Raw genomic sequence first — 13,896 nt, forward strand, 5'->3', positions numbered from 1 at the left:
CGCGCGCGCGCCTGCGCCGGCGGCGCGGCCCTGATTCCGCCGGCGGGAGTCCCTGGCGCGAACACGGATTTAGGCGTTGCGGCGCGCCAGGCAAGGTTATGATCGGCGGCATGACTACGAACTATCCCACCATCGAACAAACCGTCGGCAACACGCCCCTGGTGCGCCTGCAACGCATTCCGGGCGAGGCCGGCGCGCCGCGCGGCAACGTCATCCTGGCCAAGCTGGAAGGCAACAACCCCGCCGGGTCGGTCAAGGACCGCCCGGCGCTGTCCATGATCCGGCGCGCCGAGGAGCGCGGCGACATCAAGCCGGGCGACACGCTGATCGAGGCCACCAGCGGCAACACGGGCATCGCGCTGGCCATGGCCGCCGCCATGCGCGGCTACCGCATGATCCTCATCATGCCGGACAACCTCTCGCTGGAGCGCCGCGCCGCCATGACCGCCTACGGCGCCGAGCTCATCCTCACCCCCGCCGACAAGGGCGGCATGGAGTATGCGCGCGACCTGGCCACCGAAATGCAGGCCGAGGGCAAGGGCGTGGTGCTCGACCAGTTCGCCAATCCCGACAATCCGCGCGCCCACGTCGAAACCACGGGGCCGGAAATCTGGAACCAGACCGAGGGCCGGATCACCCATTTCGTCAGCGCCATGGGCACCACCGGCACCATCATGGGCGTGTCCACCTACCTGAAGTCGCGCAACCCGGCGGTGCAGGTGGTGGGCGCCCAGCCCGCCGAGGGCTCGCAGATCCCCGGCATCCGCAAGTGGCCCGAAGCCTACCTGCCCAAGATCTTCGATGCCAGCCGCGTGGACGCCTACGAGTCCATCCAGCAGGCCGAGGCCGAAACCATGGCGCGCCGCCTGGCGGCCGAGGAAGGCATCTTCGGCGGCATTTCGTCGGCCGGCGCACTCGTGGCGGCCCTGCGCGTCGCCGAACGCGTCAATAACGCCACCATCGTCTTCATCGTCTGCGACCGCGGCGACCGCTATCTGTCCACCGGCGTCTTCAACTGACCCCGGGGCCGGCGAACCCGGCCGCCGGAACCACCGCACGCAAGGCTCCCGGCGGGGAGCCTTTTCTTTTGCATGCCTCCTTTTGCGCACCCGGGCTGCCCGATCGCGCCTCGGCCCGTTTGGCCAGGCCGGCCGGCGGATCAGCGGCCGACGCGCATTTCGATCTCCTTGGCGAGATCGGCCACCGCCGTGGCGTAGAAATAGCTGCGGTTGTACTGCGTGAGGGCGAAGAAATTGGGCGTGCCGACGCGATACTGCGCCGTGCCGCGGGCTTCCTCCACCAGGTCCACCACGCCGAGCGGCTGCTCGCTCCAGCCGGCGGCGGAGGCGCCGGGCAGGAGCGTGGCGCCGGCGGCGTGCAGCGATTCCCAGGTCTGGCGCGGCACCAGCCCGCCGTCGGCCAGCGGCGCCGGGTCGGGCGGCAGCGCCACCGGCGCGAAGACCGGCAGGCCCCGCTGCCAGCCATGCTGGGCCAGGAAGCTGCCCACCGACATGATGGCGTCGTAGGTGTTGCCGGAAAGGTCTATGTGCCCGTTGTCGTCGCCGTCCACGGCGTAGCGCATGATGCTGCCGGGCATGAATTGCGGCATGCCGATGGCGCCCGCGTAGGAGCCCGCCGTGTCCAGATCGAGCTTGCCCCGTTCCACCAGGGTCAGGAAATCCGCGAGCTGGCCGCGGAACATCTCGGCGCGCTCGGGCCGGGCCGGATCGGGGTAGTCGAAGGCCAGGGTGGCGAGCGCGTCCAGCACGCGGAAGTTGCCCATGTTGCGGCCGTAGAGCGTTTCGACCCCGATGATGGACGCGATGATGGGCGCGGGCACGCCGAAGCGCTGGGCGGCCTGGTTGAGCAAGGCGCGGTTTTCTTCATAGAACTGGGCGCCCCAGCCGATGCGCTTGGGCTCCACGAAGCGCGAGCGGTAGGTGAGCCAGCTGCGCCAGACTTTCTTGCCGCTGGCGCCCGAAGGCAGGATGAGGCGCGCGACCGTGGCGTTGTAGCGCGCTCCCTCGAGCGCGGCCAGCAGCGGCGGCAGGGGCAGCCGGCGTTCGGCGGCCAGGCTTTCGGCGAATGCGCGCACCTCGGGCCGCAGGGCCCCGCCCGCCGTGAGCGTGGCGGGTCCGCCGTCTTCGCCGGCCGAGGGCGGCGCGGGCATGGCGGGCCGATGCGCACGGCGCCGGCGCTCGCGCTGGCGACGGGGGCGGGCTGGGAGGGGGACGTTGCGGTGGGGGCGGTGGTGGAACACCCGGCGAGCAGGACGGGCAGGGTTGCGAGTTGCAGTATTCGCCGACAGATGAACATAATCTTCCTTATGGAGACTATGTATCTTACCCACCCTGCATGCCGCTTGCATGAAATGGGCAGTTGGCATCCCGAGAGCCCGCAGAGGCTCGATGCCATTTCCGACCAGCTGCTGGCGAGCGGCCTCATGCCGTACCTGGACGACCGCCAGGCGCCCCAGGCTTCGCGGCATGACCTGCTGCGGGTGCACACTGTCCAGTACCTGGACAGCCTGCGCGAGCACTTGCCCGAGCACGGCTACTACCCCATCGACCCGGACACTCTCATGAACCCCCACACCTACGAGGCCGCGCTCTATGCGGCGGGGGCGGGCGTGGCGGCGGTGGACGCGGTCATGGGCGGGGAGGCGCGCACGGCCTTCTGCGCGGTGCGCCCGCCGGGGCACCACGCCTGCCGCTCGCAGGCCATGGGGTTCTGCTTCCTGAACAATGTGGCGGTGGCCGCCCGCCATGCGCTGGAGTTCCACGGCCTGTCGCGCGTGGCCATCGTGGATTTCGACGTCCACCACGGCAACGGCACCGAAGACGTGTTCGCGGGCGACGAGCGCGTGCTGATGTGCAGCTTCTTCCAGCACCCGTTTTTCCCCAACAGCGGCACCGGGCATCCCGCGCCCAACATGGTCAACGTGCCGGTGCCCGCCTATACCGCCGGCGCGGCGGTGCGCGCCATCGTGGGCGACGCCTGGCTGCCGCGCCTGCACGAGCATCGCCCGGAGCTGATCCTGATCTCGGCCGGCTTCGACGCGCATCGCGAGGACGACATGGGCCAGATGGGGCTGGTGGAGGCGGATTACGCCTGGATCACCGACCAGCTTGTGGAAGTCGCCGAACGCCACTGTCAGGGGCGCATCGTGAGCACGCTGGAGGGCGGTTACAACTTGTCCGCACTCGGCCGCAGCGTGGTCGCTCACGTGCGCTCCCTGGCGAAGCTGTAGAATCAGAAAAATTGTGCGTTGCAATGCCGGCGATTGCCGGGTAATTATTTCAATTGATCATTTCCCTTGGAGGCAGCGGGATGAAGGTATTGGTACCTGTCAAGCGCGTCGTTGACTACAACGTCAAGGTGCGCGTCAAGTCTGACCAGACTGGCGTGGATATCGCCAATGTGAAGATGTCGATGAACCCCTTCGACGAGATCGCGGTGGAAGAAGCGACGCGGCTCAAGGAGAAGGGCACGGCCAGCGAAGTGGTGGCGGTGTCTTGCGGCGTTGCGCAATGCCAGGAGACGCTGCGCACGGCCATGGCGATCGGCGCGGACCGCGGGGTGCTGGTGCAGACCGATGTCGAACTGCAGCCGCTGGCGGTGGCCAAGCTGCTCAAGGCGCTGGTGGACAAGGAGCAGCCGCAGCTGGTGATCCTGGGCAAGCAGGCCATCGACGACGACGCCAACCAGACGGGGCAGATGCTGGCCGCGCTGCTGGGCTGGCCGCAGGCGACGTTTGCCAGCAAGGTGGAAGTGGCCGACGGCAAGGCGACGGTCACGCGCGAGGTGGACGGCGGCCTGGAGACGGTGTCGCTGAAGCTGCCGGCCATCGTCACTACCGACCTGCGGCTGAACGAGCCGCGCTACGTGACGCTGCCCAACATCATGAAGGCCAAGAAGAAGCCGCTGGAGACGGTTGCGCCGGCGGACCTGGGCGTGGATCCCGCGCCCCGGCTGAAGACGCTGAAGGTCACCGAGCCGCCGGCGCGCAAGGCCGGCATCAAGGTGGCCGACGTTGCGGCCCTGGTGGACAAACTCAAGAACGAAGCGAAGGTGCTCTGAAGATGACGACGCTGGTTATTGCCGAACACGACAACGCCCACCTGAAGGGCGCGACCCTGAACACCGTGGCCGCGGCCGCCAAGATCGGCGGCGACGTTCACGTGCTGGTGGCGGGCGCCAATGCGCGCGCGGTGGCCGAGCAGGCCGCCAAGATCGCCGGCGTGTCCAAGGTGCTGCTGGCCGATGCGCCGCAGCTGGCCGAGGGCCTGGCCGAGAACGTGGCCGAGCAGGTGCTGGCGGTGGCCTCGGGCTACTCGCACATTCTGTTTGCCGCGACGGCCTCGGGCAAGAACGTTGCGCCGCGCGTGGCCGCCAAGCTGGACGTGGCGCAGGTGTCGGACATCATCGGGGTGGACGCGCCCGACACGTTCCAGCGCCCGATCTACGCGGGCAACGCGATCGCCACGGTGCAGTCGGGCGACGCGGTGAAGGTCATCACGGTGCGCACCACCGGGTTCGACGCGGTGGCGCCGAGGGCGGCTCGGCGGCGGTCGAGGAAGTGGCGGCGGTGGCCGATTCGGGGCTGTCGTCGTTCGTGGGCCGCGAAGTGGCCAAGAGCGACCGTCCGGAGCTGGCCGGCGCGCGCGTGGTGGTGTCGGGCGGCCGCGGCCTGGGCAGCGCGGAGAATTTCAAGATTCTCGATCCGCTGGCCGACAAGCTGGGCGCGGCGCTGGGCGCTTCGCGCGCGGCGGTGGACGCGGGCTACGCGCCCAACGACTGGCAGGTCGGCCAGACCGGCAAGATCGTCGCGCCGCAGCTGTACGTGGCCGTGGGCATTTCCGGGGCCATCCAGCACCTGGCGGGCATGAAGGATTCCAAGGTCATCGTGGCCATCAACAAGGATCCCGAAGCTCCTATCTTCGGCGTGGCCGATTACGGCCTGGTCGGCGACCTGTTCCAGGTCGTGCCGGAACTCACCAACGCCCTGTAAGCCGGGCAGCCTCGCCCCGCCGGCCCGGCCGGCGGGCGGGCGAGAGACGCGGACGCTTGTCGTCCGCGTTTTTTTTCGTCCGAAGCGCGGAGAACGAAGGCCGGGGCGGCCGTGCTTCGCCTGGGCGGCTATAGCAGCGCGCAGGCCTGCCAGTCGCCTCCCTTAACCAGGCGACGGATTTCGTCCTGGCAGAGCGTCATCACCCGCTCCACTTCCGGACGCAGCGCCTGCGTGGCGCTCGCGCACAAGACCAGGTCGCGCCTGAGCGTTTCGTCGAGCGGGTAGGCGGCAATCATGCCTTCGGCGATCTCGGGCGCCGCCGCCGAATGCGGCAGGATGGTTGCCGCCATGGCCGCCCGGACCGCCGGAATCAGGATTGCGGAGGTACTGGCCTCCGCAAACAGATTGCAGGTGAGGCCTGCCGTCAGGAAGGCATGGTCGAGCCGGGCGCGCAGCGTGTTGGGCAGGCTGGGAAGAATGAGCGGCAGCGCGGCGAAATCGGCAATCGTCAGCCTGCGGCGGCGGGGCAGCGCGACGCTGCGATGGGCGAGCAGAAAGAGGTCTTCGCGCAGGAGCGGCGTGCGCAGCAGGCCTTGCATGGCCTGCTGGTCCGGCGACAGCGAGAAGTCGATGCGCCCCTGCAGCACCAGCTTGGTCAGATCGGCGCTGGGAATGTCGACGATCTCCAGCACCACGGCGCCGAGTTCTTCCCGGACACGGCGCATCAGGGGCAGCGACAGCATGCGCGCGGTGCTGGAGGCCAGCCCGATGGAAACCGTGCCTGTGATCTGGTCGGTGGCTTTCGAGAGCAGGGCGCGGGTGCTGTCGACCTGGCGCAGGATGGTCTGCGCGTGGCGATACAGCAGCAGACCTTCGGCGGTGGGCTGCACGCCTTTTGCGCCGCGTATCAGCAGATGCGCACCCAGCGATTCTTCGAGCAGCGACATCTGCTGACTGAGCGCCGGCTGCGCGACATGCAGGCTTTCGGCGGCGCGCGTCATGTTCTGAAGCTCCACCACCCGCACGAAGTACTTCAGTTGCCGCAGATTCATGGGATAAGAATTTCTTATTGGTTTATCGGAAAATCATATTTTCGGCGCCTGGCGGGCTGTGCCTAGAATGGGTCCAGGAGGAGAAGATCATGGATCAGCCGCTTGCCGGATTGAAGGTGCTGGACCTGACCAGGGCGCTGTCCGGCCCTTTCAGCACCATGATTCTCGGAGACCTGGGCGCCGAAGTCGTCAAGGTGGAACCCATGCCGGCCGGAGAGATGGCCCGGCAGTGGGGACCGTTCGATGAAGATATAAGCGTTTATTATCTTAGCGCCAACCGGAACAAGAAAGGGGTGGGCGTCGACTTTCGCCAGCCGGAAGGCCTGGACCTCGTCCGCAGAATGGCGCTTGCCTCGGACATCGTGGTCGAGAACTTCAAGGTCGGCACGATGGAAAACATGGGACTGGGCTACGCGGCGCTGTCCGCCGAAAAGCCCGGACTCATCATGGCCTCCATTTCGGGTTTCGGCAGCCGCGGGCCGGCCCGCGACTGGGCCGGCTTCGACCAGGTGGCCCAGGGCTATTCCGGGTTCATGAGCCTGACCGGTACGCCGGAGTCCGGCCCGATGCGGGTCGGAACCGCCATCGGCGACCTCACGGCCGGCATGTGGCTGACCATCGGCATTCTTGCGGCGGTGGCGCAGCGGGCGCGGACCGGGCGGGGGCAGCATGTGGAAACCTCGCTGCTGGCCAGCCTGGCGGCCCTGCTCAGCGTGCAGGGGCAGCGCTTTCTCAGCAAGGGCGAGGTGCCCGAGCCCTGCGGCAATGTGCATCCGGTCATTGCGCCTTATGGTGCGTTCGAAACCCGCGACGGCCTGCTGAACCTGGCGCCGGCCACCCAGGCCATGTGGGTCAGGCTCTGCGGCATCCTGCAGCTCGAGCACCTGGTGTCCGACCCCCGCTTTCTCACCAATGCAGAGCGCATGCAGCACCGCCACGCGCTCAAGGAAGAGCTGGAACGCGGGCTGCGGCGACGGACGCGCAAGGAATGGACCGCGCTGATGATCGAGGCCGGCATCCCGGCCGGGCCCATCAACACGCTGGCCGACGTGTTCGCGGATCCGCAGGTGCAGGCCTGCGGCCTGGTGCGGTCGTTGCAGCATCCGCGGCTGGGCGAACTGCGCCAGGTCGGCCTGCCGCTGGGCCGCCGCGATGCGGACGAGACGGCGCCGGACGCGGCCTGGCGCCGCCCGTGTTCGGCCAGCACACGCGCGTCGTGCTCGAGTCCTATGGCTTTGCCCCGCGCGAGATCGAGCGCTGGCTGGATCGGGCGGTGGCCCATCAGGCCGGATTGCCGGAGGCCGCATGAACGCCGCCGGCCTGGCCGTTTCCGAGAGCCCGCAGCTGAGCATCCAGGGGCATATCGCCACCATTACCCTGTCCCGGCCGGCCCACGCCAATCGCCTCAATCCGGACGACCTGGAAACGCTGCGGCGCCACATAACAGTGGTGAACGAGGATCGTGAGGTGCGCGTCCTGCGCTTCCTGGCCCTGGGCAAGTACTTCTGCAGTGGCTATGACATCGGATCGCTGGGGTCGGATACGGCGCCCAGCTCCACATTCTTCGGCGAAACCATGGATGAGGTGGAAGCCTTGCGGCCGGTAACCATCGCCGTGGTGCAGGGGGGCGTCTATGGCGGCGGCACCGACCTGTGCCTGGCCTGCGATTTCCGCATCGGCACGCCGCAGGCCGACATGTTCATGCCTGCGACGCGGCTGGGGCTGCACTTCTATGCGGGCGGGCTGTCGCGCTACGTATCCAGGCTCGGGCTGGACCAGGCCAAGCGGCTTTTCCTGACGGCCGAGAGGCTGGATGCGGCGGAAATGCTGCGCATCGGCTTCCTGACCGAGCTGGTATCCCGGCAACAGCTGGCGGATCGCATGCAGGCGCTGTCGGCGCAGCTGGCGGCCATGGCGCCGCTGCCGCTGGAGGGCGTGAAGAAGCATCTCAACCTGATCGCGCGCGGGCGGTTGAATGCCGACGAAATCGCACAAGCCGTGCTGCGCTCGGAGCGCTCGCAGGACTTGGCCGAGGGCGCGCGCGCCTGGAAGGAAAAGCGGCCTGCGCGATTCACCGGCGCCTGAGGCGCCGGCACACACAAGACAGAGAACAAGGCGCACGGCGCCATTCCATCCCAAAGGAGAGACTCATGCAGATTGCTCGAGCTTTGCGCGTCGCCGCGGTGGCGCTGGCCGTGGCGGGCGCCACCGCGGCCGGACAGGCGGCGGCTGGCGACGCCTATCCGGCCAAGCCTATTACGCTGGTGATCGGCTTTCCTCCCGGCGGCGGCGCAGATCAGGTGGGCCGCGTTTATGCCAATGCGTTGTCCAAGCGGCTGGGCCAGCCCGTCATCGTGGAAAACCGCCCCGGCGCCGGCTCTACGATAGGCGCCAGTCACGCGGCGCGCGCGCAGCCCGACGGCTATACGCTGTTCCTGGGCAACTCCAGTGTGATGGGCAGCGACGGCGTGCTGTACAAGGTGGACTACAGCGCCGAAAGCTTCACGCCGGTCGCCCAGCTGACGACCGGGCCCATGGTGCTGATCGCCAATGCGCGGCTGGGCATCAAGAGCGTGCAGGACCTGATCGATCGGGCGCGGCGCAAGGCGGGCGCGATCAACGTGGCTTCGTCGGGTAACGGCGTCATCACCCATCTGGCCGCCGTCGAATTCATGAAGCTCGCCCACGTGCAGTTCATGCACATTCCCTTCAAGGGAGGAGCGGCCGCGGCCCAATCGGTGGCGGCCGGCGACACGGATATTTCGTTTGCGACCGCGCCGTCGGCCAAGGCGGTGATCGATACCGGCAAGGTCGTGGCACTGGCGGTGACGTCGGCCGAGCCGTCGCGCCTGCTTCCCTATCCGCCCATCGCCCGGACCGTGCCCGGCTACGATCTTTCGAACTGGTGGGGAATCTTTGTCCCCAAGGGAACGCCGGACGCCGTGGTGGATGTGCTCTTCAAGGCCAGCAATGAGGTGCTCGCGCAGGAGGACGTGCGCGCGGGCCTGGCGTCGGGCTATGAGGAGGCCACGCCGTCGCAGTCGATCGCGGCGTTCGATGCGTTTGCCCGCAAGGAAGGCGCAAAGGGTTTGAGCCTGGCGCGGGAGAGCACGAAGACGGTCAACTGAGTGCGGTCCCGGATAGCGATATTGCATAAGGTTATATGTCTTGCGTATTTCCCGCGTAGCGGTTTTGATGGAAGAATCATGTCGAATGGCCTTGGCGGCCGCCGGCACGATGCCGGATGATCCGGCGCTTTGGCGCCGGACCCGTTTCCCTACCGAACCCGCATTGCAGGAGACATCATGAGTCATCTACGCCTGGGCGATACCGCCCCCGATTTCGAACAAGAGTCCTCGATCGGTCCCATCCGCTTTCATGAGTACCTGGGTAATAGCTGGGGCGTGCTGTTCTCGCATCCGGCCGATTTCACGCCGGTCTGCACGACGGAGCTGGGTTACACGGCCAAGCTGGCCGACGAATTCGCCAAACGCAACGTGAAGGTGCTGGCGCTGTCGGTGGACGACGTGGATTCGCACACCAAGTGGATCGACGACATCAACGACACGCAGTCGACCCGGGTCAATTTCCCGATCATCGCGGACAAGGACCGCAAGGTGTCCGAGCTCTACGACATGATCCATCCCAACGCCAACGCCACGCTCACGGTGCGTTCGGTGTTCATTGTGGACCCGAACAAGAAAGTGCGGCTCATCATCACGTATCCGGCCAGCACCGGCCGCAACTTCGACGAGATCCTGCGCGTGATCGATTCGCTGCAGCTCACCGACAGCCACAGCGTGGCCACGCCGGTCAACTGGAAGGACGGCGACGACGTGATCATCGTGCCTTCGCTGCAGGACGAGGCCGTCATCAAAGAAAAATTCCCCAAGGGCTACAAGGCAGTGCGCCCCTATCTGCGCATCACGCCGCAGCCGAACAAGTAAGAAGCAGGCAAGTCGGCGCGCATGCGCCGGCGCAGACGGCCGGGCCTTCCTCGCGAAGGTCCGGCTTTTTTGTCGCCGGGCCGCCCCAAGACAAAAAGCGCCCCCTCGGGGGGCAGCAAGCCCGCGCAGCGGGCGCGGCAGCGGGTTTTCCGGGCGCATATGCCTTGAAGCCATGAGCAATCAAAAAATGATTCGTTCCGTTCATCTGCGAGCGCCCGCAAACTAGCTCCCATCTTCTAAACGAGAAAGGGAGTCCGGGATGTTGTTCAAGCGAGCAGGCTGGCGTGGCGCGCTGGCGGCTGCGGCACTGGCTTTCGCCGCGGCCGGGGCCGCGCAGGCCGGGCAGAAGCAGACGCTGCTGAATGTTTCCTACGATCCGACGCGCGAACTCTACCGCGCCCTCGACGAGGCTTTCGTCAAGCAGTACCGCGATAAGGCGGGCGTGGATCTCACGATACGCCAGTCGCACGGGGGCTCGGGCCGCCAGGCGCGGTCGGTCATCGACGGGCTGGACGCCGACGTGGTGACGCTGGCGCTGGCCTACGACATCGACGCCATCGCCGACCGGGGGCTGCTGCCGCAGAACTGGCAGGCGCGCCTGCCGCACAACAGCTCGCCGTACACCTCCACCATCGTCTTCCTGGTCCGCAAGGGCAATCCCAAGCACATCAAGGACTGGGACGACCTGGTCAAGGACGGCGTGCAGGTCATCACCCCCAATCCCAAGACCTCGGGCGGGGCGCGCTGGAACTACCTGGCGGCCTGGGCGTATGCGCTGGAGAAGAACGGCGGCAGCGAGGACAAGGCGCGCGCCTTCCTGGCCGAGTTGTTCAAGCACGTGCCGGTGCTCGACACGGGCGCCCGCGGCGCCACCACCACTTTCGTGGAGCGCGGCGTGGGCGACGTGCTGCTGGCCTGGGAAAACGAGGCGTTTCTCGCGCTCGAGGAGCTGGGGCCGGACAAGTTCGATATCGTGGTGCCGTCGCTGTCCATCCTGGCCGAGCCGCCGGTGGCCGTGGTGGACAAGGTGGTGGACAAGAAGGGCACGCGCGCGGCCGCCCAGGCCTACCTGGAATTCCTCTACACGCCCGCGGCCCAGGAAATCATCGCCCAGAACTATTACCGTCCGATCGACAAGGGAGTCGCCGCCAAATACGCGCAGAAATTCCCGGAGCTCAAGCTGGTGACGATCGATGACGCGATCTTCGGCGGATGGCGCAAGGCGCAGAAGACCCACTTCAGCGACGGCGGCACGTTCGACCAGATCTACCAGCCGCAGCGGCGTTGAAGACGGCCATGGCGAATGTCTTTTCCCTGCCGGCGGCGACGCGGCGGATCCGGGCGGGCGTGCTGCCCGGATTCGGCCTGTCGCTGGGCTACTCGGTCCTGTACCTGAGCCTGCTGGTGCTGATCCCGCTGGCCGCGCTGCCCATCAAAAGCGCCAGCCTGGGATTGCAAGGGTTCTGGGAGGCGGCGACCGCGCCGCGCGTGCTGGCCTCCTACAAGCTGACGTTCGGCGCGGCCCTGCTGGCGGCGCTGGTCAATCTGGTGTTCGGCAGCGTGGTGGCCTGGGTGCTGGTGCGCTACCGCTTCCCGGGCAAGAAGATCGTGGACGCGCTGGTGGACCTGCCGTTCGCCCTGCCGACCGCGGTGGCCGGCATCGCCCTGGCCGCGCTGTATTCGGAGAAGGGATGGCTGGGCGCGCCGCTGGCGCGCCTCTTCGACCTCAAGGTCGCCTATACCCCGCTGGGCATCGTGGTCGCACTGATCTTCATCGGCGTGCCGTTCGTCGTGCGCACCGTGCAGCCGGTGCTCGAAGACGTGGAGCGCGAGATCGAGGAAGCGGCCGCCAGCCTGGGCGCGGACCGCTGGCAGACCATCCGCCGCGTGCTCCTGCCGGCGGTGGCGCCCGCCATGCTGACCGGCTTCGCCCTGTCCTTCGCCCGCGCGGTGGGCGAGTACGGTTCGGTGGTGTTCATCGCGGGCAACATGCCCATGGTGTCCGAGATCACGCCGCTGCTCATCATCGCCAAGCTGGAGCAGTTCGACTACGCGGGCGCCGCGGCCATCGCCACGGTCATGCTCGCGCTGTCGTTCGCGCTGTTGTTCGTCATCAATCTGCTGCAGGGCTGGCAGGCCCGGCGCGGCCTGGGGAGGCTGGCATGAGCGTCGTCGATCGTCCCGCCCACCTGACCGAGCCGCGCTGGGTGCGCGGCGCGCTGCTGGGCGTGGCCCTGGCGTTCCTGGCGCTGTTCCTGCTCGTGCCGCTGGCCGCCGTGTTCACCGAAGCCCTGCGCAAAGGCTGGGATCTCTATCTGGCCGCCATCGTGGAGCCCGACGCGCTGGCCGCCATACGCCTCACGCTGCTGGTCGCCGCGATCGCCTTGCCCCTGAACCTGGTGTTCGGGGTGGCCGCGGCCTGGGCCATTACGCGCTTCCAGTTCCGGGGCAAGCAGTTTCTCATCACCCTGATCGATCTGCCGTTTTCGGTGTCGCCGGTGGTGGCCGGCCTGGTGTTCGTGCTGCTGTTCGGCACGCAGGGCTGGTTCGGCGGCTGGCTGCAGGCGCACGACCTGAAGATCGTCTATGCGGTGCCCGGCATTGTCATCGCCACGCTGTTTGTCACGTTTCCGTTCGTGGCGCGCGAGCTGATCCCGCTCATGCAGGCGCAGGGCAGCGAAGAAGAGCAGGCCGCGCTGACGCTGGGCGCGAGCGGCTGGCAGATCTTCTGGCGCGTGACGCTGCCCAACATCAAGTGGGGACTGCTGTACGGCGCCATTTTGTGCAATGCCCGCGCCATGGGCGAATTCGGCGCGGTGTCGGTGGTGTCGGGCCAGATACGCGGTCTGACCAACACCATGACCCTGCACGTGGAGATTCTCTACAACGAGTACCAGTACGCGGCCGCGTTCGCGGTGGCGTCGCTGCTGGCCCTGCTGGCGCTGGTGACGCTGGTGGCCAAGAACGTGGTCGAGTGGCGCAATGCCCGGGCGCGCCAGGACGAGCCCGTGCCGCTGGAGCGGCCCGCGCCCGCGCCGACGCGCCCGGCCCTGGCCTGACGACCCTAGGCGGAGATTGAATATGAGCATAGAAGTTCGCAACCTGTCCAAGCGCTTCGGCGCGTTCCGGGCGCTGGACGACGTATCCCTGCACATCGAAACGGGCGAGCTGGTCGCCCTGCTGGGGCCCTCCGGCTGTGGCAAGACGACGCTGCTGCGCATCATCGCCGGCCTGGAATCGGCGGATTCGGGCAGCGTGCTGTTCGCGGGCGAGGACGCCACCGCGGTGGACGTGCGCCAGCGCCAGGTGGGCTTCGTCTTCCAGCATTACGCGCTCTTCAAGCACATGACGGTGTTCGAGAACGTGGCTTTCGGCCTGCGCGTCAAGCACCGGTCGCAGCGTCCTTCCGAAACCGAAATCCGGCGCAAGGTGCACGAGTTGCTGAACCTGGTGCAGCTCGACTGGCTGGCCGACCGCTATCCCGCCCAGCTTTCGGGCGGACAGCGCCAGCGCATCGCGCTGCGCGCGCGCTGGCCGTGGAGCCCCGGGTGCTGCTGCTGGACGAGCCTTTCGGGGCGCTCGACGCCAAGGTGCGCAAGGAGCTGCGGCGCTGGCTGCGGCGCCTGCACGACGAGCTGCACGTGGCCAGCGTCTTCGTGACGCACGACCAGGAAGAGGCGCTCGAAGTGTCCGACCGCGTCGTGCTCATGAATGCCGGGCGCATCGAGCAGGTCGGCACGCCGCGCGAGGTGTGGGAAGCGCCGGCCACCCCGTTCGTGTATGGATTCCTGGGCGATGTGAACCAGCTCGCGGGCACGGCGCGCGCAGGCGTCTGGGAAGGCGCCGGGCTGTCGCTGCCCGCGCCGGGGCTGGTGCAGGACGAAGC

Annotated in this window: 11 protein-coding genes and 3 pseudogenes; 12 read left to right on the forward strand and 2 right to left on the reverse strand. The window is 67.7% G+C overall.

What is annotated here, in order from left to right:
• Nucleotides 1-110 precede the first annotated feature (110 nt).
• Nucleotides 111-1,019, forward strand: coding sequence for a cysteine synthase CysM (gene cysM, locus AD428_RS12955; protein ID WP_053245452.1), 909 nt, complete (start codon nt 111-113; stop codon nt 1,017-1,019).
• A gap of 140 nt (nt 1,020-1,159) precedes the next feature.
• Here cysM and mltB read toward each other — a convergent pair.
• Nucleotides 1,160-2,316 (reverse strand): annotated as a pseudogene (gene mltB, locus AD428_RS12960) (lytic murein transglycosylase B).
• 10 nt (nt 2,317-2,326) lie between these two features.
• Between mltB and AD428_RS12965 the strand changes: the two are divergent.
• The 3 genes and pseudogenes from AD428_RS12965 to AD428_RS12975 all read left to right on the forward strand — a co-directional run bounded on the left by AD428_RS12965 (nt 2,327) and on the right by AD428_RS12975 (nt 5,011).
• A complete protein-coding gene (locus AD428_RS12965) occupies nt 2,327-3,250 on the forward strand; it encodes a histone deacetylase family protein (RefSeq protein ID WP_082308388.1) in 924 nt (307 codons plus the stop codon).
• An 80-nt stretch (nt 3,251-3,330) separates the two neighbouring features.
• On the forward strand, nt 3,331-4,080 hold the full coding sequence (locus tag AD428_RS12970; protein WP_053245444.1) for an electron transfer flavoprotein subunit beta/FixA family protein: 750 nt from the start codon (nt 3,331-3,333) through the stop codon (nt 4,078-4,080).
• A 2-nt stretch (nt 4,081-4,082) separates the two neighbouring features.
• Nucleotides 4,083-5,011 (forward strand): annotated as a pseudogene (locus AD428_RS12975) (electron transfer flavoprotein subunit alpha/FixB family protein).
• Between the two features lie 128 nt (nt 5,012-5,139).
• Here the strand turns inward: AD428_RS12975 and AD428_RS12980 are convergent.
• A complete protein-coding gene (locus AD428_RS12980) occupies nt 5,140-6,063 on the reverse strand; it encodes a LysR substrate-binding domain-containing protein (protein ID WP_053245445.1) in 924 nt (307 codons plus the stop codon).
• An 89-nt stretch (nt 6,064-6,152) separates the two neighbouring features.
• Between AD428_RS12980 and AD428_RS12985 the strand changes: the two genes are divergently transcribed.
• The 8 genes and pseudogenes from AD428_RS12985 to AD428_RS13020 form a co-directional block, all read left to right on the forward strand.
• Nucleotides 6,153-7,529, forward strand: a complete 1,377-nt coding sequence (locus AD428_RS12985; RefSeq protein WP_235490138.1) for a CaiB/BaiF CoA transferase family protein — start codon at nt 6,153-6,155, stop codon at nt 7,527-7,529.
• Complete coding sequence (locus AD428_RS12990) at nt 7,441-8,148, forward strand: enoyl-CoA hydratase/isomerase family protein (RefSeq protein WP_235490143.1); 708 nt, start codon at nt 7,441-7,443, stop codon at nt 8,146-8,148. Before AD428_RS12985 ends, AD428_RS12990 begins: the two co-directional genes overlap by 89 nt.
• A gap of 65 nt (nt 8,149-8,213) precedes the next feature.
• Entirely contained in the window at nt 8,214-9,191 is a 978-nt protein-coding gene (locus AD428_RS12995) for a tripartite tricarboxylate transporter substrate-binding protein (RefSeq protein ID WP_053245447.1), read from the forward strand.
• A gap of 177 nt (nt 9,192-9,368) precedes the next feature.
• Nucleotides 9,369-10,010, forward strand: coding sequence for a peroxiredoxin (locus AD428_RS13000; RefSeq protein ID WP_053245448.1), 642 nt, complete (start codon nt 9,369-9,371; stop codon nt 10,008-10,010).
• A gap of 259 nt (nt 10,011-10,269) precedes the next feature.
• Nucleotides 10,270-11,298: a sulfate ABC transporter substrate-binding protein gene (locus AD428_RS13005; protein ID WP_053245449.1), complete on the forward strand. Its 1,029-nt coding sequence runs from the start codon at nt 10,270-10,272 to the stop codon at nt 11,296-11,298.
• Between the two features lie 8 nt (nt 11,299-11,306).
• The gene (gene cysT, locus AD428_RS13010; protein ID WP_053245450.1) at nt 11,307-12,176 is read left to right on the forward strand and encodes a sulfate ABC transporter permease subunit CysT; all 870 of its coding nucleotides are present in this window, start codon (nt 11,307-11,309) and stop codon (nt 12,174-12,176) included.
• On the forward strand, nt 12,173-13,069 hold the full coding sequence (gene cysW, locus AD428_RS13015; protein WP_053245451.1) for a sulfate ABC transporter permease subunit CysW: 897 nt from the start codon (nt 12,173-12,175) through the stop codon (nt 13,067-13,069). Before cysT ends, cysW begins: the two co-directional genes overlap by 4 nt.
• Nucleotides 13,070-13,091: 22 nt before the next feature.
• Nucleotides 13,092-13,896 (forward strand): annotated as a pseudogene (locus AD428_RS13020) (sulfate/molybdate ABC transporter ATP-binding protein); the annotation flags it as partial.

It is taken from the genome of Achromobacter sp. DMS1 (assembly GCF_001270295.1).